Source organism: Streptomyces sp. NPDC001852, assembly GCF_042891825.1.
Classification (GTDB): Bacteria; Actinomycetota; Actinomycetes; order Streptomycetales; family Streptomycetaceae; genus Streptomyces.
In genome coordinates this window covers 167,277-185,820 of sequence record NZ_JBIATN010000008.1, presented here as the reverse complement: position 1 = coordinate 185,820, position 18,544 = coordinate 167,277, and the positions used below count along the sequence as shown (strand labels likewise).

Annotated in this window: 20 protein-coding genes; 9 read left to right on the top strand and 11 right to left on the bottom strand. The window is 72.7% G+C overall.

Features of this window, described 5'->3' with window-relative positions:
• From ACFYZB_RS16390 to ACFYZB_RS16370, 5 genes are all read right to left on the bottom strand, one after another.
• The gene (locus ACFYZB_RS16390; RefSeq protein ID WP_388758860.1) at nucleotides 1-711 is read right to left on the bottom strand and encodes an HAD family hydrolase; all 711 of its coding nucleotides are present in this window, start codon (nucleotides 709-711) and stop codon (nucleotides 1-3) included.
• Nucleotides 712-719: 8 nt separating this feature from the next.
• Nucleotides 720-1,844 carry a TIGR03364 family FAD-dependent oxidoreductase gene (locus ACFYZB_RS16385; protein ID WP_388758858.1) on the bottom strand — a complete coding sequence of 375 codons (1,125 nt, stop codon included), beginning with the start codon at nucleotides 1,842-1,844 and terminating at the stop codon, nucleotides 720-722.
• Nucleotides 1,845-1,997: 153 nt separating this feature from the next.
• A complete protein-coding gene (locus ACFYZB_RS16380) occupies nucleotides 1,998-2,753 on the bottom strand; it encodes a GntR family transcriptional regulator (RefSeq protein WP_388758856.1) in 756 nt (251 codons plus the stop codon).
• 86 nt (nucleotides 2,754-2,839) lie between these two features.
• Nucleotides 2,840-3,670, bottom strand: coding sequence for a hypothetical protein (locus tag ACFYZB_RS16375; RefSeq protein ID WP_388758854.1), 831 nt, complete (start codon nucleotides 3,668-3,670; stop codon nucleotides 2,840-2,842).
• An 84-nt stretch (nucleotides 3,671-3,754) separates the two neighbouring features.
• Nucleotides 3,755-4,126: a hypothetical protein gene (locus ACFYZB_RS16370; protein WP_351207238.1), complete on the bottom strand. Its 372-nt coding sequence runs from the start codon at nucleotides 4,124-4,126 to the stop codon at nucleotides 3,755-3,757.
• A 164-nt stretch (nucleotides 4,127-4,290) separates the two neighbouring features.
• On the opposite strand from ACFYZB_RS16370, the gene ACFYZB_RS16365 reads away from it, so the two are divergent.
• The gene (locus ACFYZB_RS16365) at nucleotides 4,291-4,701 is read left to right on the top strand and encodes a VOC family protein (protein WP_388758852.1); all 411 of its coding nucleotides are present in this window, start codon (nucleotides 4,291-4,293) and stop codon (nucleotides 4,699-4,701) included.
• Between the two features lie 181 nt (nucleotides 4,702-4,882).
• Here the strand turns inward: ACFYZB_RS16365 and ACFYZB_RS16360 are convergent, their stop codons facing one another.
• The gene (locus ACFYZB_RS16360) at nucleotides 4,883-6,037 is read right to left on the bottom strand and encodes an ROK family protein (RefSeq protein WP_388758850.1); all 1,155 of its coding nucleotides are present in this window, start codon (nucleotides 6,035-6,037) and stop codon (nucleotides 4,883-4,885) included.
• A 184-nt stretch (nucleotides 6,038-6,221) separates the two neighbouring features.
• Here ACFYZB_RS16360 and ACFYZB_RS16355 point away from each other — a divergent pair, with 184 nt between their 5' ends.
• The 3 genes from ACFYZB_RS16355 (at nucleotide 6,222) to ACFYZB_RS16345 (ending at nucleotide 8,770) form a co-directional block, all read left to right on the top strand.
• Nucleotides 6,222-7,301, top strand: coding sequence for a Gfo/Idh/MocA family oxidoreductase (locus ACFYZB_RS16355; RefSeq protein WP_388758848.1), 1,080 nt, complete (start codon nucleotides 6,222-6,224; stop codon nucleotides 7,299-7,301).
• Nucleotides 7,301-7,813, top strand: a complete 513-nt coding sequence (locus ACFYZB_RS16350; protein ID WP_351207230.1) for a heme-degrading domain-containing protein — start codon at nucleotides 7,301-7,303, stop codon at nucleotides 7,811-7,813. Before ACFYZB_RS16355 ends, ACFYZB_RS16350 begins: the two co-directional genes overlap by 1 nt.
• Nucleotides 7,814-7,897: 84 nt before the next feature.
• Nucleotides 7,898-8,770 carry an LLM class F420-dependent oxidoreductase gene (locus ACFYZB_RS16345; protein WP_388758845.1) on the top strand — a complete coding sequence of 291 codons (873 nt, stop codon included), beginning with the start codon at nucleotides 7,898-7,900 and terminating at the stop codon, nucleotides 8,768-8,770.
• A 129-nt stretch (nucleotides 8,771-8,899) separates the two neighbouring features.
• Here the strand turns inward: ACFYZB_RS16345 and ACFYZB_RS16340 are convergent, their stop codons facing one another.
• The 3 genes from ACFYZB_RS16340 to ACFYZB_RS16330 all read right to left on the bottom strand — a co-directional run bounded on the left by ACFYZB_RS16340 (nucleotide 8,900) and on the right by ACFYZB_RS16330 (nucleotide 11,024).
• On the bottom strand, nucleotides 8,900-9,757 hold the full coding sequence (locus tag ACFYZB_RS16340; RefSeq protein WP_351207226.1) for a fumarylacetoacetate hydrolase family protein: 858 nt from the start codon (nucleotides 9,755-9,757) through the stop codon (nucleotides 8,900-8,902).
• 128 nt (nucleotides 9,758-9,885) lie between these two features.
• The gene (locus ACFYZB_RS16335; protein WP_388758843.1) at nucleotides 9,886-10,611 is read right to left on the bottom strand and encodes a YidC/Oxa1 family membrane protein insertase; all 726 of its coding nucleotides are present in this window, start codon (nucleotides 10,609-10,611) and stop codon (nucleotides 9,886-9,888) included.
• Between the two features lie 101 nt (nucleotides 10,612-10,712).
• Nucleotides 10,713-11,024 carry a DUF6412 domain-containing protein gene (locus ACFYZB_RS16330; protein ID WP_351207222.1) on the bottom strand — a complete coding sequence of 104 codons (312 nt, stop codon included), beginning with the start codon at nucleotides 11,022-11,024 and terminating at the stop codon, nucleotides 10,713-10,715.
• Nucleotides 11,025-11,136: 112 nt separating this feature from the next.
• On the opposite strand from ACFYZB_RS16330, the gene ACFYZB_RS16325 reads away from it, so the two are divergent.
• Nucleotides 11,137-11,973, top strand: coding sequence for a serine hydrolase domain-containing protein (locus tag ACFYZB_RS16325; RefSeq protein WP_388758840.1), 837 nt, complete (start codon nucleotides 11,137-11,139; stop codon nucleotides 11,971-11,973).
• A gap of 16 nt (nucleotides 11,974-11,989) precedes the next feature.
• Here ACFYZB_RS16325 and ACFYZB_RS16320 read toward each other — a convergent pair whose 3' ends face one another.
• On the bottom strand, nucleotides 11,990-12,517 hold the full coding sequence (locus ACFYZB_RS16320; protein ID WP_388758838.1) for a winged helix-turn-helix transcriptional regulator: 528 nt from the start codon (nucleotides 12,515-12,517) through the stop codon (nucleotides 11,990-11,992).
• A 122-nt stretch (nucleotides 12,518-12,639) separates the two neighbouring features.
• Between ACFYZB_RS16320 and ACFYZB_RS16315 the strand changes: the two genes are divergently transcribed.
• On the top strand, nucleotides 12,640-14,034 hold the full coding sequence (locus ACFYZB_RS16315) for an MFS transporter (RefSeq protein ID WP_388758836.1): 1,395 nt from the start codon (nucleotides 12,640-12,642) through the stop codon (nucleotides 14,032-14,034).
• 6 nt (nucleotides 14,035-14,040) lie between these two features.
• On the opposite strand, the gene ACFYZB_RS16310 is transcribed toward ACFYZB_RS16315, so the two are convergent.
• On the bottom strand, nucleotides 14,041-14,829 hold the full coding sequence (locus ACFYZB_RS16310) for a class E sortase (RefSeq protein ID WP_388758834.1): 789 nt from the start codon (nucleotides 14,827-14,829) through the stop codon (nucleotides 14,041-14,043).
• Nucleotides 14,830-15,034: 205 nt separating this feature from the next.
• Here ACFYZB_RS16310 and ACFYZB_RS16305 point away from each other — a divergent pair, with 205 nt between their 5' ends.
• The 3 genes from ACFYZB_RS16305 (at nucleotide 15,035) to ACFYZB_RS16295 (ending at nucleotide 18,462) form a co-directional block, all read left to right on the top strand.
• On the top strand, nucleotides 15,035-16,510 hold the full coding sequence (locus ACFYZB_RS16305) for a beta-1,6-galactanase (protein WP_388758832.1): 1,476 nt from the start codon (nucleotides 15,035-15,037) through the stop codon (nucleotides 16,508-16,510).
• 91 nt (nucleotides 16,511-16,601) lie between these two features.
• Entirely contained in the window at nucleotides 16,602-17,618 is a 1,017-nt protein-coding gene (locus tag ACFYZB_RS16300; RefSeq protein ID WP_388758830.1) for a hypothetical protein, read from the top strand.
• A gap of 349 nt (nucleotides 17,619-17,967) precedes the next feature.
• Nucleotides 17,968-18,462, top strand: coding sequence for a very short patch repair endonuclease (locus tag ACFYZB_RS16295; protein ID WP_388758828.1), 495 nt, complete (start codon nucleotides 17,968-17,970; stop codon nucleotides 18,460-18,462).
• Nucleotides 18,463-18,544 lie beyond the last annotated feature (82 nt).

Sequence of the window (18,544 nt, the reverse complement as noted above, 5' to 3'; positions counted from 1 at the left end):
TCAGCGGTCTCCCAGCAGCAGCGGGGGCAGGCCGGCGACGGAGTCGAGGACGTGCGTGGCGCCGGCCGCGCGGAACTCGGCGTCCCCGTGGGCCCCGGTCAGCACTCCGGCGACGACCCCCGCCCCGGCCCGCACCCCGCTGAGCACGTCGTACGAGGTGTCCCCGACGACGGCGACCTGGCGCACGTCCTCGGCGGCCTTGGTGCGGACGAAGGCCTCCAGGACCATGTCCGGGTACGGCCGCCCGCGCCCGCCCGCGTCGGCCGGGCACAGGGTGAGCGGGACGAGGTCCCGCCAGCCGAGGGCGTCGAGGATCGCGTCCTGGGTGACCCGGGCGAAACCGGTGGTCAGGACGACGGTACGGCCGCTGCCGGCCAGCGCCTCGACGGCCTCGCGGGCGCCCGGCACCGGGGCGATCAGACCGGCGTCGACCAGGTCGCCGTACGCCTTCTCGAACGCGGTGTTGGCGCGCCGGGCGCGGTCCTCGGTGCCGAACAGGTGCCGGAAGACGGAGATCTTGGACTCGCCCATGGTGGCGCGGACGTACGCGAGGTGCTCGGCGTGCTCGGCCGAGCCGGGTGCGACGCCCAGCTCGACGGCCGCCGCCTCGAAGGCCCGCTCGACCAGTCCGCCGTCGGCGACGGTCGTACCGGCCATGTCGAGGACGACGAGACGGACGTCCGGGGTGTCCGAGGTATCCGGGGTGTTCATCGGGGTTCTCACCAGCCCAGTTCGTTCGCGGTGGTCTCGGCTATCGCGGGGGCGCAGGTCATGCCGCGCCCGCCGGGCCCGGTGACCAGCCACACCCCTTCGCGCACCTGCTGCCGGTGCACCACCCGGCCGGGTTCGGTGCACTGCGCGTACACGCCCGCCCAGCGGCGGCGGATGCGCGGCAGCGGCCGGCCGAGGAGGGACTCGACGACGCCGGTGAGGTGCTCGTACGGCTCCTCGACGGTGTCGAAGGCGAAGGGGTGCTCGTACTCGTGGGTGTCGCCGATGGTCAGTCCGCCGTCGGCGCGCTGGACCATCAGCAGTTGCATCCGGTGCGTGGCGGCGGTCTCCGGCTGCGGCTGCCGGGCGCGCAGCTCCTCCAGCGCCGGGGAGGCGTACGCCGGGTAGTAGCGGAAGCTGTCGGCGTCGGCGACGGAGGTCGGCAGCGGCTCGCCCAGCGGGTCGGTCTGCATCATCTGCAGGCGCACCCGGCGCACCGGAAGCTCCGGCCCCACGAGCTCGCGGACCAGGCCACCGAGCCAGGCGCCGGTGCACAGGACGACCGCGTCGGCGCGGTGCACGTCCCCGTGGTCGTCCCGGACGGTGCCGGCACCGACGACCTCGCGCACTTCCCGGCCCGGCAGGAAGGTGTAGTGGGGTGACTTCAACAGCTCGGCGCGGAGGGCGAGTTGGGCGGTGCGCGGCTCGACGGCCGCGTCCCGCTCGCAGTACAGGGCGGCGGTGAACTCGCCTCGCAGGGCCGGGTTGAGGGCACGGGCCTCGCTCGGGATGAGCAGCTTGTAGCCGCGGGCCGCGGCGTCCGCGCGGGCCACGGCGGCCTCGGCGACGGCGAGCTCCAGGGGGCCGCGGACGGGGGTCAGGGACCCGTTCGCCCGGAAGCCCAGCGCCGGCACCCGGGCGCCGATCCCCTCCCACAGCTCCCGCGCCCGCAGCGCGGTCCGAAGCTCTTCTCCACCGGCGCGGCCACTGACCCAGATCTGCCCGAAGTTGCGCAGCGAGGCGCCGCGCGCCTCGGCCTCGCGCTCGATCTGGACGACCTGGTGGCCGCGCCGCACGGCCTGCCAGGCGTGCATGGTGCCCACCACGCCTGCTCCGACGACTGTCACTTTCACGGCGGCAACGCTCCTCGCGATCGGGGAACCGGAGACATCCGGCTGACAACGAGAGCGTGAACGACCCATCACGTTTGGGCTAGACCCGTTATCTTTCCGTGACACTCCAGGGTGGTCTGGAACCGGCGCTTTTTACCCCTTACCCGGCGTTTTTCAGCCCCTGAGGTGGGTGGTGAAGGAGAAGCGGTCTCCCCGGTACAGCGAGCGCACGCGCTCCAGCGGCCGGCCCTCCGTGTCCCGGGAGACGCGGTGGATCAGCAGCATCGGCAGGGCGGGCGGGGTGCCGATGAGCAGGGCTTCGCGGGGGGTGGCCAGCACGGTCTCGATGCGCTCGTCGGCATCGCCGAAGGAGATGCCCTGGCCGGCGAGATAGCCGTAGAAGGAGGAGTCGGGGTCGAAGTCGGCGTCCAGCCGGGGCACCCGCTCGACGGCTACGTACGTGCTCTCCAGGCCCACCCGCTCCTCGTCGGCGAGCAGCACGCGCTCCAGGTGCCACACGGCTTCGCCCCGGGTGAGTCCGGTCTCGGCGGCGAGCGCGTCCGGGCAGGGGAACCGGTCGAGGGTGACGAGCGTACGACCCGGCGTACGGCCCTGCCGGCGCACGCCCTCGGTGTAGCTCGCGAGGGACAGCGGCTGGGCGAGCTTGGGCCCGGCGACGACGGTTCCCCGCCCCTTGCGCCGCAGCCGCCCTTCCAGCACCAGCTCCCGTACGGCCTGCCGTACGGTCTCCCGGGCCACGTCGTACCGCTCGGCGAGATCGCGCTCGGTGGGGATGACGCTGCCCTCCCCCAGCTCCTCCAGCAGCGCGGCGATGCGTGCCTTCACCGCGTAGTACTTGGGGATGCGCCCGTGCTCGGGGATGCCGGAGCGGACGGGGGCGCCGGGGGCCTGGTCGTTCGGGTAGTCCACGCAGGGATCGTCGCAGACGGCAGGGGTGCCCGCCGTACTGACCCCGCGTCGTACGAGCCGGTCGTATGGATCCGGGGTACGGCCGCTCAGCGGCGTCTGCGGGTCAGCAGCAACGCGCCGCCGCCGGCCACGAGGCCCGCCACTGTGGCCGCGAGCAGCCCGCGGGCGAGGGCGGCGCCGGTACGCGCCAGCTCACCGGCCTCCTCCGCGTCCCCTTTCGCGGCGGGGGTGGCGGTACCGGTGCCGGGTGTGGCCTGCGGGCTGCCGGACACGCTGGGGGCGCTCGGTGCCACGCCGCCGCCCCGCGTGGTGTCCGGAGCCGGCGACGGCGACGCATACCCCCCGATCCCGAACCGGTAGGCATTGGACTCCCCGACCCAGTCCCCGTCGCCGCCCCGGCGCTGTACGACGGCGGCGTTGGCCGTGACCTGGTCGGAAGGGGTGTCGGAGGGGAACACGAGCCTGATCCTGACGCTGACGGTCCTGCCGGCCGGTACGGCGAACCCGTCGAACCCGGCGCCGTCGAGCACGCCGACCAGCTCCTGCTCGTCGGTGCTCTCGAAGGTCACCGGCCGGGCCGTCGGGCCGTCGTAGAACTCCAGCTTGGGCTGGTCGGGCTGCAGCGTGCGCCTGTCGTCGACGAGGACGATCACCGGGTGGATGCCGGTGCAGGGCCGGCGGGTGGTGTTGGTGAGGTCGAGGTACCAGGTGCCGTATCCGCCACCCGCCTCGTAGGAGGCCGGGCCGCCGCGGATCCGGGCGGCCAGCGGGAAGGCGCGCGGGTTGCCGCCGACGCAGGCCGGGGGCGGGTCGGCGAGGGCGGCGGCGGGCGTGGCGGGGACGGCCACACAGGCGGAGGCGGACGCGGCGGCTGCGGCGAGGCAGTGGGACAGGGACAGCGGTGTGCACAGTCGCATAAACACATGATCATGTCGGTCGCGGCGGCACACCCGCGACCGCCGATCCGGTGCATACCGCGAAGACCGCTCGATCGGCGGGGGTCAGTGGATGATGGTGACGTCCACCGTGACCACGGCGTCGGGATCGGAGGCACAGGCCAGGTAGATGTGCGCCACGCCCGGCTGGGTGTTCCGCTCGATCCCGGCGATCCCGACCAGCACGCCCTTCTCCGTCGGCCTGAGTTCGACGGTCCGGATCGGGGTGCGTTCCGAGGTGTGCGCGCCGACCTGTTCTCCTTCGGCGCGGCCGCCCTGGCTGGGATCACTGCATCCCGCGAGCGTGAGGGATACGGTCTGACCGGGCTTCACCTTCGCGGGACTGACGGTGCCCACCGGTGAGGCGGCGGCGGTCCCGGCAAGGGCCACGAGACCGGCGCCGACGAGGACTGCGGTGGTGATGCGAGAGCAGCGCATACTCACTCCTCACTGCACCGACCGGTGCGTGCGTTCAGTGAGACGGCAGTGTCGATCGGTTCGTTCGATGCGCTTGAGTCCATTGTGGAGAGCGGGGCTGGGCTCCGCACCCTGGCCCCCTACAGCGCCTGACAGCATCTGACAGCATCCGAGGAGCATGCACGATGAAGATCGCGACGTCACAGAAGATCACCACGTTCCTGATGTTCGAGGGCAACGCCGAGGACGCGATGGCCTTCTACACCTCGCTGTTCGACGACGCCGAGGTCGTCAGCATCACTCGCTACGGTGCCGATGGCCCCGGTGAGGAGGGGAGCGTGCAGCACGCCACCTTCTCGCTCGCCGGTCAGCACTTCATGTGCATCGACAGCCCCGCGCACCATGACTTCACGTTCACGCCCGCGGTCTCGCTCTTCGTGCAGTGCGAGAACGAGGCCGAGATCGACCGCCTCCACGCGGCCCTCTCCGACCAGGGCACGGAGCTCATGCCCCTGGGCAACTACGGCTTCAGCCCCAAGTTCACCTGGCTCAACGACCGCTTCGGCGTCTCCTGGCAACTGAACCTGTCCGAGTGAGCGCTGGTGCCTTTGGCCGACGCCCACCCACCGGGTCACATGGGACCGTGCGCGGCTGCGGGTCCGTCGTGGCCACTCGCGCAGTTCCCCGCGCCCCTTCAGGGCGCTGCAGTGCCGCCGGCAGAGCGCCGGGGCACCCGGAAGGCAACCTCACCGCGCCCCCAGCCCGGCGCAGCGCACCTCACACATCCCCGCGCCCGAACACCCGCGCCAACAGCAACTGCGCGGCCCCCTCCGCCACCACCCGCTCCCCCCGCGGAGCGACCCGCACCGGCACCGGTCCCCCGCGCACCCCCTCCCGGCGGGCCCGGGCATCGAGCACCTCCCCGACTCCCCGCACGAATTCCTCCGGCGCCCCCGCGACCGTCCGCCCCCCGAGCAGCACCGCATCGATGTCCAGCAGCCCGACCAGGTTCGCCGCCGCCACGCCCAGCACACGCGCCGCCTCCCCGGCCTCCCCGCGCCCCACCGCCGCCAGGCACAGCGCCTCCACGCACCCCCGGTCCCCGCACTCGCACGGCGGCCCGTCCAGCTGGACCACCTGGTGTCCGAACTCCCCCGCCCCGGTCCGCGCCCCCCGATGCACGCGCCCACCGATCACCAACCCGGCCCCGAGCCCCGTACCGAGATGCAGATAGGCGAAGGATCCGCCCTCGCCGCCCTCACCCCCCACCGACAGCCCGAGCGCCGCGGCGTTCGTGTCCTTGTCCACCACGACCGGCATCCCCAACCGCTCCCCGAGGGCGTCCCGCAGCGGAAACCCCTCCCACTCGGGAAACCCGGTCACCCGGTGCAGCACCCCCCGCGCATGATCGAGCGGCCCGGGAAGCGCCACCCCCACCCCGAGCAGCGAACCTGCCCCGGACGGCTCCTCCCCGGCCGTCCCTCCCTCGCCCGGAAACGCGCCCAGGGCCTCCCGCACCACCCCGTGCACCGCGTCCCCGACCACCGCCAGCACGGTCTCCGCCCCGGCGCCCAGGTCCAGTTCGGCGCGCCGTTCCTGCACCACGGCCCCGTCCAGATCGACCAGCACCACCCGCAACTCGTCCCGGTCCAGATGTGCCCCCACCGCGTGCCCCGCCTCCGGCACCAGCCGCAGCACGGTCCGCGGCTTGCCCCCGGTCGACGCCCGCCGCCCGGCCTCCGCGGCGAACCCCTCCTCCCGCAGCCGCCCGGTGATCTTGCTGACGGCCTGCGGGGTCAGTCCGGTCCGCTCGGCCAGTTCGAGCCGGCTGATCCCCTCCGTCCCGGCGTCCCGCAACAGCCCCAGCACCAGCGCGGTGTTGTGCGACCGCACCGCGAAGAGGTTCGCCCCCGCCGACCCGCCGCCGGCCATCCTCACCCCGGCCCCCGGCTCCGACCCCGTCGACCCCGTCGCCGATCCCGCCGCCGACGACCCACTCCGCGTCCGCTTCCCCGTCCGCGAGCCCGTCCCCGTCCTCGTCCTGTTCACGCCACCCATTGTCCCCACCGCTTGCACTTTGGCAACAGCGTTGCGAAAGTAGGGAGCCATGGGATCCATGACAGGACGCACGACCGCCACCCCCCTCCGCGTCGGCCTGATCGGCTACGGCCTCGCCGGCTCCGTCTTCCACGCCCCGCTGATCGCCGCCACCGAGGGCCTCGCCCTGCACACCGTGGTCACCGCCAACCCGGAGCGCCAGCAGCAGGCTCGCGCCGAGTTCCCGGACGTGGCGCTCGCCGCCACCGCCGAGGAGCTGTTCGACCGCGCGGACGGGTTGGACCTGGTCGTCATCGCCTCCCCGAACAAGACGCACGTCCCGCTCGCCTCCGCCGCCCTCAAGGCGGGCCTGCCGGTGGTCGTGGACAAGCCGGTGGCCGGCACCGCGGCCGAGGCCCGCGACCTCGCCGCCCTCGCCGAGGAGCGCGGCCTGCTCCTGTCCGTCTTCCAGAACCGCCGCTGGGACAACGACTTCCTGACCCTCCGCAAGCTGGTCTCCCAGGGCGACCTGGGTGAGGTGTGGCGCTTCGAGTCCCGCTTCGAACGCTGGCGCCCCCAGCCCAAGGGCGGCTGGCGCGAGTCCGGTGACCCGGCAGAGATCGGAGGTCTGCTCTACGACCTCGGCAGCCATGTCGTCGACCAGGCTCTGCTCCTCTTCGGCCCGGTCACCGAGGTGTACGCCGAGACGGCCGTCCGCCGCCCCGGCGCCGAGACCGACGACGACACCTTCATCGCGCTCACGCACGCGAACGGCGTCCGCTCTCACCTCCACGTCTCCGCGACGGCCGCCCAGCTCGGCCCCCGCTTCCGGGTGCTCGGCTCCCGCGCGGGCTACGTGAAGTACGGCCTCGACCCGCAGGAGGCGGCCCTGCGCGAGGGCCTGCGCCCCGGCCCCCGGTGGGGCGCGGAGCCCGAGGCGCTGTACGGCCGTATCGGCGCCGGCGAGTCCCCGCTGACCGGCGGCGGCACCCCCGTACCGACCCTCCCCGGTGACTACCCCGCCTACTACACGGCCGTCGCCCGCGCCCTGACCGGCGCCGGCCCCAACCCGGTGACCGCCCTGGAGGCGGCCGCCGCCCTCGACGTACTGGAAGCGGCCCGCAGGTCGGCCACGGACAAGGTGACGGTGACCCTCTGATGCCCCACCAGCAGCACCATCCGCAGATCACGCCCAGGACCACCCCCGAACTCACCCCGTCCGTCGAGGAGCTGGAGGCGCAGGAACGCCGCCTGGTCTTCCGGCAGTTCACATACGAAGACGCCTGGGCCCTCGGCTCGTTGCTGGTCGAACTGGCCCGGGAGCGCCAGGCCCCCGTCGCCGTCGACATCCACCGGGCCGGCCAGCAGCTCTTCCACGCGGCCCTGCCGGGCTCCACCCCCGACAACGACGCCTGGATCGCCCGCAAGCGCCGGGTCGTCGAGCGCTACGGCGCCTCCTCCTACCTGGTCGGCGCCCGCTTCCGCGCCAAGGGCACGACGTTCGAGGACTCCTCCCGCCTGGACCCCGACACCTACGCGGCCCACGGCGGCTCGTTCCCGATCAACGTCGAGAACGCGGGCGTGATCGGTGCGGTGACGGTGTCCGGGCTGCCCCAGCTCCAGGACCACCGGTTCGTCGTGGAGGCGTTGGAGCAGTTCCTGAACGTGTGACGCCGAGCGGGATTACGTGAGGGATCCCTCCGGTTGGGAATGGCTGCAGACGTGATGATCGCGGCACACCGGAGGGACGGCCCCATGAGCACCTCGAACACCGTGAAGGACAGGATCGGCCGGTACGGCGTCTGGAGCCTCGGCCTGCGCGCGGAGGACCCCTCCCTGAGCGGCGAACTGACGGACGCTGCGGCCGAGTTGGAGGAGCTCGGCTACGGCGCCGTATGGCTGGGCGGCAGCAGCGCCGCCCGCCACGCCGTACCCCTTCTGGAGGCGACCGACCACCTCACCGTCGGCACCAGCATCCAGAGCATCTGGCAGTACGACGCCGAGGCGAGCGCGGCGGCCTTCGCCGAGGTGGAGACGGCCCACCCGGGCCGCTTCGTGCTCGGCCTCGGCGTGAGCCACGCCAAGCTCGCCGATCAGTACCGCCGGCCGTACTCGGCCCTGGTCGCCTATCTCGACGCCCTGGACACGGCCGGCGTGCCCGCGGACCGCCGGGTGCTGGCGGCCCTCGGCCCGAAGACCCTGGAGCTGTCCCGCGACCGGGCGGCGGGCGCCGTGCCGTACCTGGTCACGCCCGAGCACACCGCCCACGCCCGCGAGATCCTCGGCGCCGGGCCGCTGCTCGCCCCGGAGCTGAAGGTGGTCCTGGAGGCCGACCCTGCCCGTGCCCGCTCCCTCGCCCGGGACACCCTCGCGATGTACCTCGCCCTGCCGAACTACACCAACAACTTCCTGCGGCACGGCTTCACCGAGGACGACCTCGCCGACGGCGGCAGCGACCGCCTGGTCGACGCGGTCTTCGCCTGGGGCGACGAGAGCCGCATCCGGGCCCGCATCGACACCTTCCACCAGGCGGGCGCCGACCACGTGGCCCTCCAGATCGTCACCGACGCCGAAAGGGACGCGCTGCCGAGGGAGGAATGGCGCCGCCTCGCTTCTCTACTGGGCTGAGAGGAACGCGCCCCGAAGGGGCGCGGGGCTGTGTGTGATATGCGGCTCCGCCGCGTGGGCGCGACCAGCCACGAACCACCCGCGCCCGGCGACGAAACCGCAGTTCCCCGGCGCTCCCCAGCGGAGCGTCTACGCGTCCTTGAGCTCCTGCCGCTGCCGGCCGAGCCCGGCGATCTCCAGCTCGACCACGTCCCCGGCCCGCAGATACGGCTTCGGCTCGGCATGCCCCATCGCCACCCCCGCCGGCGTCCCCGTGTTGATGACGTCGCCGGGGTACAGCGTCATGAACTGGCTGACGTACCGCACGACCTCCCCCACGGGGAAGATCTGCTCGGCCGTCGTACCGTCCTGCTTCAGCTCCCCGTTGACCCACAGCTTCAGCGAGAGCCGCTGCGGATCCGGAACCTCGTCCGCCGTGACCAGCCACGGCCCCAGCGGGTTGAACGTCTCGCAGTTCTTGCCCTTGTCCCAGGTGCCACCGCGCTCGATCTGGAACTCCCGCTCGGACACGTCATGGGCCACCGCGTACCCGGCGACATGCGCGAGCCCCTCCTCGGCCGACGACAGATAGCGCGCGGTACGCCCGATGACGACGGCGAGCTCCACCTCCCAGTCGGTCTTGCGCGACCCGCGAGGGACGAGCACCGTGTCGTCCGGCCCGACCACCGTGTCCGGCGCCTTGAAGAAGACGACCGGCTCGGCGGGCGGTTCGGCGCCGGTCTCGCGGGCGTGGTCGTGGTAGTTGAGCCCGATGCACACGATCTTGCCGATGCGGCCGAGCGGCGGCCCGGTGCGGAGCCCCGTCGCGTCGAGGCGGGGCAGCTCGCCGGACTCGGCCGCCGCGCGTACCCGGTCGAGCGCGGCCTCGTCGGCTAGGAGCGCGCCGTCGATGTCGTCCACGATCCCCGACAGGTCGCGCAGGGTCCCCTCGGCGTCGAGCAGCGCGGGCCGCTCGGCCCCGGCCGTACCGACTCGCAGCAGCTTCATGGTCACAATCTCCCTCGATCGCGGGCGCCCGACCGATGGGTGCAGCCATCGGAGGACTTGGTCGATCCTCCAATCGACCAGTCCACTCCGCAAGACCCTGTTCACGTACTGGACCGTAACCGCGCCTGCTACCGGTACAGCGCGGCCCGTTCCACCGCGGTCCAGGCCGTGCTGGTGATGACGTACAGGGCGGCGGCCAGCGGTACGACGGCCACGGTGACGAGCGTGAAGAAGGACATGAACGGCATGACCTTGCTGACCGCGCCGAGCCCCGGCACCTGCTCGCCGCCCGCGGGGCCGGCCGCGACCGGGTTCGCGGCCGTCATGGCCTTGGTGCGCCGGTAGTTGAAGACGGCGACGGCCGCGACGATCGCGAAGACCCCGAGATAGACCAGCCCGGCCGGGCCGAACACCCCACCGCCGGCGAGGGCGTCGGCCCACCGCCCGCCCAGCGGCGCCGCGAGCAGCCGGTGGCCCAGCAGCCCGTTGCTCCCACCGCCGATCGTGGAGCTGGAGAACAGGTGGTAGAGCAGGAAGAAGGCGGGCAGCTGCAGCAGGCTGGGCAGGCAGCCGGACAGCGGTGAGACCTGTTCCTCGGCGTGCAGTTCGAGCACCGCCTGCTGCAGTCGCCGCGGGTCCTCGGCGTGCTTCTCGCGCAGTTCGGCGATGCGCGGCTGCAGTGCGGTACGGGCGCGCTGGCCGCGGGCCGCGGCGCGGGAGAGGGGGTGGACGAGGAGTCGTACGAGCGCGGTGAACAGGACGATCGCGGCGGCGGCCGCGGAGGCGTGGAAGAGGGGCTGGAGCAGGTCGGCGAGCTGCTCGACCAGGCGGGCGAAGAGGGAGAAGACGGACATGGGTGAGCCCTCCGGGGGTCTCGTCGTGCCGGAACGGAGTGGACCAACGGCATGACGACCCGCGCGGGGTCACGCACCACGGTGACGCGGGAGTTCGTGCCCTACGCGGCGGTCGCCGGAAGGACGTGCCCGGGTGCCCTGGGCCGGCGCCGTCCGGGCGCGTCGGGATCGCGCTGCGGCAGGAAGGCCGTACGCCGGGCTCGGTCGCGGATCGCCGTACGCACCCGGGTGGGCGGGACGGCGGGCGCGGAGCGGGCGGCGAGCAGGGAGCAGAGAGCGAGCGCGGAACCGGCGGCGGTGGTCGCGGCCAGTGCCACGGTGGTGGTGAGGGTGCCGGTGTCGAGCAGCAGGACCGGCAGCAGGAGGAGCAGCAGCGCGGCGAGCGCACGCGACCGCGCGAGCCTGCGGATCACTTCGCAACCCCCCAACGCTTCCCCGCGGTCTCAACCACCGACGTCTACTTGCCCTTTATACCCGAACGCCTTCCCTGCCCGAACACCCGACCGGACACCCGAAAGGCCCCGCATGCCTCGCACTCCCCTCTGCGTCCTGAGCGACACGATCCCCGCACGCGTCGCCGACGGTCACGCGGTGGACCGGTTCGTCGAGATCGGCTCCTTCACCAAGGTGCTCACCGGTACAGCGCTCATGCGCATGGCCGCCGCGGGCCTGCTCGACGTGGACGACCCGGTCGAGCGCCTGCTCCCCGCCGCCCCGCGCACCGGCATCACGCTGCGGCACCTGGCCGAGCACACGTCCGGGCTGCCGCGCCTCCCGCCCGGCGCCGGGGGCCGGGATCCGTACGCCGCGTTCGACGGCGACGCCCTGCACCGGCTGCTCGGGCGGCTGGACGGGGTCGTGGTCCGGCCGCCGGGGCAGGAGGAGGAGTACTCCAACCTCGGGTACGCCGTCCTCGGCGCGGCACTCGTCCGCGCGGCCGGTGCGCCGTACGAGGAACTGCTCGCGGAGCACGTACTGCGGCCGCTGGACGTCCACGAGGTGAGCGCACGCCCCGACCCGGACCGGCGCCTGCTGGCGCCGGGCTTCCTCGGCAGGGGCCGCAGGCCCTGGACGATGGACGGGGCGATCCTTCCGGCGGGCGGCCTGTGGGCGACGCCGCGCGCGGTCGCCGAGCTGCTCGTCCGGCTGGTGCTGGAGCGCCGGCTGGGAGATCCCGCGCCCTCGTGGCAGACGGCCGGTGAGCTGCACTGGCACAACGGCGCGACCCGTCACGCCTCGGTCTTCGCCGGAGCCGTGGCGGACGGCCGGTGGGTGGTCGTCCACCGGCTGGGCGGCAGCCCGGAGGCGACCGACCAGGTCGGCGTCGACATCCTCAGGGGCACCGGTCCGGGCAGTTCGTGACCGGCGACGCGCGCCCTCAGGCGGGTTCCGTCTCCAGCGGCTCCAGCAGCCGCTTCGGCTTCAGCAGGGCCTTGCTCACGGGATCCGCCGGGTCGGGGTCGAGGCCCGGTCCGGGCACCATGACCACATCCCCGACCGGTACGACGATCCCGCAGGCGGGGCATTCGCCGTACGGCCCGAGTTCCGTGCCGCAGTCCGCGTGCCGGAAGTCGCGCAGCCGGGTCTCGGTGAAGTGCTCGCGGCCCCACAGCCCGAGGGCGCGCAGGGTGGGCCACAGGGCGATGCCGCGCTCGGTGACGACGTACTCGTCCCGCGGCGGCGACTGCTGGTAGCGGCGCTTTTCGAGGATGCCCTCGGCGGTCAGGGTCTGCAGCCGGGCGGCCAGGACGGCGCGCGGGATGCCGAGGTGGACCAGGAAGTCGTTGTAGCGCCGCACGCCGTAGAGCGCGTCCCGGACGACGAGCAGCGTCCAGCGCTCGCCGACGATCTCGAGCGCGCGGGCGATCGAGCACTCCTGTGTCGCGTAGTCCTTGCCCAGTGCCATGCCGTCCACTGTAGCCACTTTCCGACATCTCGGTTCGGTGACCGAACCGATGATGCTACGGTGGTGAAGTCATGCAGGTTCAATGATTGAACCGATGCCCCGGAAAAGACAGGACCCCCGCCATGACCGGGCTCGACTCCGCCACCACCCGCACCGCCACCTCCCTGCGCGGCACGACCGCCCCGGACGTCCCCGCACGCCCCCGTGCCACCCTCGCCCTGACCAGCGCGGCCACCGCCGTGGCGCTGATGACGTACACGGCCCCGATGGTCACGCTCCCGGACACGGCGGCCGCCCTGCACACCCCGCTCTCCGGCCAGGCCTGGCTCCTGAACGGCACCCCGCTGGGCCTCGCCGCCCTGCTCCTGGTGGCCGGCAGCCTCGCCGACGACTACGGCCGCCGCCGCGTCTTCCTCGCCGGCACCCTGGCCCTGGGCATCACCACCGCCCTCGCCGCCTTCACCACCTCGACCTGGCAGTTCACCCTCGCCCGCATCGCCCAGGGCGCGGCGAGCGCGGCGATCCTGGCGAGCAGCCTCGGCCTGCTCGTGGCGGCCTTCCCCACCGCGCGCGGCCGGCTGCACGCGACCGGCGTGTGGGGCGCCTTCGTCAGCGGCGGCATCGCGGTGGGCCCGCTGGTCGCGGGCGCGCTGCCGACCTGGCGGGTGGCGTACGGCGTGCTCGGCGCCGCCGCCGTCGCCGTGGCCGCGCTGGGCACCCGTGCGCTGGCCGAGTCCCGCGCCCCGCGCGGCGGCCGCCCGGACGTCCTCGGCGCCCTGACCTTCGGCCTCGCCCTGGTCGCCCTGGTCGCGGCCCTGACCCTGGGCCGCGACGGCTGGCTCCGCGCACCGGTGGGACTGCTGCTGGCCGCCGCCGTACTCCTGCTCGCGCTCTTCGCCGCCGTGGAACACCGGACCGCCACTCCGATGATCGACCTCGGCCTGCTGCGCCACGCCCGCTTCCTGGCCTCCTCGGCAGGCGGCCTGTTCACGGGCCTCGCGGTGATCGGCACGTTCAGCTTCCTGCCGGCCCTGCTCCAGCAGACGCTCCGGCTGTCCCCGATGCAGACGGCCTGGCTGTTCCTCCTCTGGTCCGGCCTCAGCTTCGCGGTGGCCCTCCAGGTCAAGCACCTGGTCGGCCGCATCGCCCCGCGCACCCAGCTCGCCGTCGGCTTCGCCCTGCACACCATCGCCGTCCTGACCATGCTCGGCGCCCTGGCCTCCGGCTCCTGGACCCGGCTGCTGCCCGGCCTGATCGTCGGCGGCATCGGCAGCGGCCTGCTCAACGGCGCGCTGCCCCTGCTGTCCGTCGAGTCGGTCCCCCGCGAACGCGCCGCGATGGGCTCCGGCGCCCAGCAGACCTTCCGCTACATCGGCTCCTGCGCCGGCGTGGCCCTGACCATCGCCCTCGCCACCTCGACCGGACACCTGGCCCACGGCGCGAACATCGCCCTGCTGGTGTCGGCGGGGCTGGCGGCGGTCGGGGCGGTGAGCGTGCTGGTGCTGCGGGAACGCTGACGGCTGTCACCTGGGCCGCATGGACACCAGCTTCCCCCACACCACCATCCGGTAGCGCGAGGTGAACTCGGGGGTGCAGGTGGTCAGGGTGATGTAGTAACCCGGCTCGGAGTACCCGTACGCGGGCCGCACCAGGGAGCGCGGTACGGGCCGGATGACCCCCGAGTCCGTCGCCGAGGTCTGCGGCAGGACCTGGTCGACGTCGTACGTGTACGTCGCCGTCCGCGTCTCCACCTCGATGGCGTCCCCGCGCCGCAGCCGGGGCAGGTACCGGAAGGGCTCGCCGTACGTGTTCCGGTGCCCGGCGAGCGCGAAGTTGCCCGCCTGCCCCGGCTGCCCGGTTCCCCGGTAATGGCCGACGTACCCCTTGTTGAGGACGTCGGCCTTGCTCACGCCCTCGGCGACGGGCACACGCAGACCCAGCCGGGGGATGGTGAGGACGGCGTACGCCTGAGAGCGGGAGGGGAGGCTGACGGTCGTGTACGACCGCTGCGGCACAGGGGACGCGGAGGTGTCCGGGGTCGAAGCGGACGCGGCGGGCCCGGTGGGCGTCGGGGCCGCGCCCCCGGCGCCGTACCCCTGATGACCCCACTCCCGCTCCAGCGCCTCCACCTGCCGCTCGGCGCCGCGCCGGGCCTCCCGGTTGGTCCACCACAGCTGGTGCACGACCAGCAGCATGAGCAGCACACCGACGGTCACGAGCACCTCGGCCCCGCCCCACAGCACGCGCCGCCGCCGGGCGCGCCTGCGCCGATCGCTGTGCCGTACGACCCGCACGCCCGACCATGCCGGCATCCGCACCCACCTCCATGGGCCTCCCGGGAGCCGCCCGCAGGGTAGGCGCACCGGGCACAACTGGCCATAGCCGCACATGAATCGGCAACCTCGGAGCGCTTCCTCAACGGGTTTTAGAAAGCACTGTCAGAACTCTCGACAACCCCACCCGCCACCCCCGATGCTTCCTGCTGCCGGAGCCGCGAGGGAGAGGGCGGAGAGAGCGATGATCCGACGCAGAACACTGCTGGCCGCGGCGGGCGGCGGCATCCTGGGCAGCGCCCTGGCCACGGGCACGGCACGGGCGGACGCGACGATCTCCGTCAACCCGTCGACGACCTACGGGACGTGGGAGGGCTGGGGTACGTCACTGGCCTGGTGGGCGAACGTCTTCGGGGCGAGGGACGACTTCGCGGACATCTTCTTCACGACGAGGACGACCACGTACAACGGCACGGCGCTCCCCGGCCTCGGCCTGAACATAGCCCGCTACAACCTGGGCGCGTGCAGCTGGAACAGCGTGAACGGCGAGTCGATGGTCGCCTCGCCCGACATCCCGAAGTTCAAGCAGATAGAGGGCTACTGGCAGGACTGGACGAACGAGGACCCGACGTCGTCGTCCTGGAAGTGGACGGCGGACGCGACCCAGCGGGCGATGCTGCTGAAGGCGACCCAACGCGGCGCGATCAGCGAACTCTTCGCCAACTCCCCCATGTGGTGGATGTGCCTGAACCACAACCCCTCGGGCGCCTCGGACGGCGGCAACAACCTCCAGTCCTGGAACTACCGCCAGCACGCCTCCCACCTGGCGTCGGTGGCCCTGTACGCGCAGCAGAACTGGGGCGTGACCTTCTCGACGGTGGAGGCCTTCAACGAACCGTCCTCGTCCTGGTGGACGGCGACGGGCACCCAGGAGGGCTGCCACATGGACGCCACGGTCCAGTCGGCCGTACTCCCCTACCTGCGCGGCGAGTTGAACAAACGGGGCCTGACGACGACGAAGATCTCCGCCTCGGACGAGAACACCTACGACCTGGCCCGCACCACCTGGGACTCCTTCTCCTCCACGACCAAGGGCTACGTGGACCGGGTGAACGTCCACGGCTACCAGGGCCCGGGCGGCCGCCGCGACCTGCTCTACACGGACGTGGTGACCACGGCCGGCAAGGCCCTCTGGAACTCCGAGACCGGGGACGGCGACGCCACGGGCCTGACCCTGGCCGGCAACCTCCTCTACGACTTCCGCTGGCTGCACCCCACGGCGTGGGTGTACTGGCAGGTGATGGACCCGAGCGCGGGCTGGGCGACGATCGCGTACGACGCGAGCACCCTGCAGCCGGGCGCGGTGCAGACGAAGTACTACGTGCTGGCACAGTTCACCCGCCACATCCGCCCGGGGATGACGATCCTGGACACGGGAGCGAGCTACGCGGCGGCGGCCCTGGACCGGCAGGCGAACCGCCTGGTCATCGTGGCCGCGAACACCGCATCCTCCGCCCAGACCCTGACCTTCGACCTCTCCCGCTTCTCCTCGGTGACCGGCGGCTCGGGGGGCCTGGTCCCCCGCTGGAACACGGTGACGACGGGCGGCGCGGACCTCTACACCCCCCACTCCGACACCCACCTCTCCGGCAAGACCCTGTCGGTCCCCTTCGCGCCGAAGTCGATCCAGACGCTGCAGGTGGACGGAGTGACGGTGTAGGGGAGATCCGGGTGACGGTGCGGGAAAGATCTGGCAGGAGCCTGACCAGGCCTTACCCCGCCCAGTCCCGCTCGGCAGTACGGTGTCCCCCATGCGCCCCGACACGCCTGCCGAGAACGTCGACCACACCGCCGAGGCGGCACGCCTGGAGCGGACCGCCGGACTGTACCCCGAGGACGCCGAGGCCCTCCTCCTGCGCGCCGCGGCCCACCTGGAACTGTCCGGCGACCGCCCCGCGGCCACCACCCTCTACGACCGCCTGCTCTCCACTGCCGACGGCCTGGACAACCCCGCCCTGGTCCGCGCCCTGAAGGCCTCCAACCTCTGGGAGTACGGCCACGAGGCCGAGGCGAGGGCGATCATCGACGGCATCCGTACGACCGCTCCCCGGGACCCGGCCCCCTGGGTGATCATCGCGGAGGCCCTGGAGTCGCACGACGAGCTGGAGGCGGCGGCGGAGACCTTCACGGAGGGAGCCGGCCTGCTCCTGCCGGCCGGGGAGGACACGGAACCGGCGCCCGCCACCCACCCCCTCCTCTACGGCCGCCACCGCGTCCGCCGCATGCTGGGCCTGCCCCACGACGCCTGGGACACCCTGGCCGACACCCTCCACACGTCCCCCGTGTCCCTGGACGAACTCCACGACCCCAAACGCGTCTGGTCCCTCGGCTCCGACAACCCGGCGGAACTGGTGGCCGAGATCTCCCGCCTCCGAGCCGAACTGGGCGCCTACCGAGAGGCCCTCTCCCGCCCCTTCCCGGTGGCGGTCCTCCACTGGCCGGCGGGCGAGCTGACGGAACTCCTCTCGGCGTACCCGACCCTCGCCACGGAGTACCCCTCCCACGACACCCACCTGTCGACCATAGAGTCCTCCCTGCGCGAGCTGTCCGCCTCGGGCACGGGAAACCTCGGCATCGTCACGGGCACGGTCCCGTCGTACGAGGCCTTCGCGGCCTCGGAGGGCTCGTCCCCGGACGATGCCGCACTGCTGCCGCAGTACGCGACGACGTTGGCTGCGCGGGGGCGGGCGGTGGCTTGGCCGCCGGTTCGGGGGGCGGAGTGTTGGTGTGGGGCGCCCCAGAGCTATGAGGCATGCCATGGCGCATAAGAAAGCGCGCCCCTCCGCAAGCCGCTAACCCGGCCTGGTGCGCCCCTCACTCCGGCTCACCATCCAGCCCACCGGATGACCACCCACCTGAGCCCCGCCTTCCCGGGCCGGCCGCTCGCTTCTCCCCCGTGCTGGAGCGGCCCGGATCAAGGGTGGCCCGCACGGCCATCGGCGTCAGCCGACGAGGGAGTGGAGCGCAGCGGAACGGACGCGCCCTGAGGTGGGCCGCGGAAGCACGACAATGCCGAGACGCGGGCGGCTCAGCCGGTGCCCAACAGATCCGATCCCGAGGCGTACCCATTCCCCGGTAGGGCCACACCGCTCCAGTTGCGCCGGCAGAATTGCTGGCGTGTCACATGCCGTGCCTTCCTCCGCCGCCGTTTCCGCTCGCATGAGCCGACAGGGATCGCGCGACACGGCGCCCGAAGTCGCGGTCCGTCGGCTTCTCCATGCGGCAGGACTGCGATACCGAGTGAACCGGCCGGTACCGGGCATGCCTCGGCGGACGATCGACATCGTCTTCACCAAGGCCAAGGTTGCGATCTTTCTGGACGGCTGCTTCTGGCACGGCTGTCCCGAGCACGCTACGCATCCAAAGGCCAACGCTGCGTGGTGGCGCGCCAAGCTCGACAAGAACATGACGCGCGACTTGGAGACGACGGAGCACCTGCAGGCCTCGGGTTGGACGGTGCTGCGCTTTTGGGAGCACGAATCCCCCGAGGAGGTGGCACGCCGAATCGCACGGTCGGTGGCACCGAAGGGCGGTCACACCCCAGAGGGTGGCCGGGCCGCACCAAGCATCAATCCGGACACGGTCCTTGGTAGTGACAACCATCTGACCTAATAATGTGTAGGCCTTGTAAAGGTGACGCTGGGACGCCTCCCGGACGCTAGGGCTTCCGGAGCACGAGGGCCTGCCGATCCAG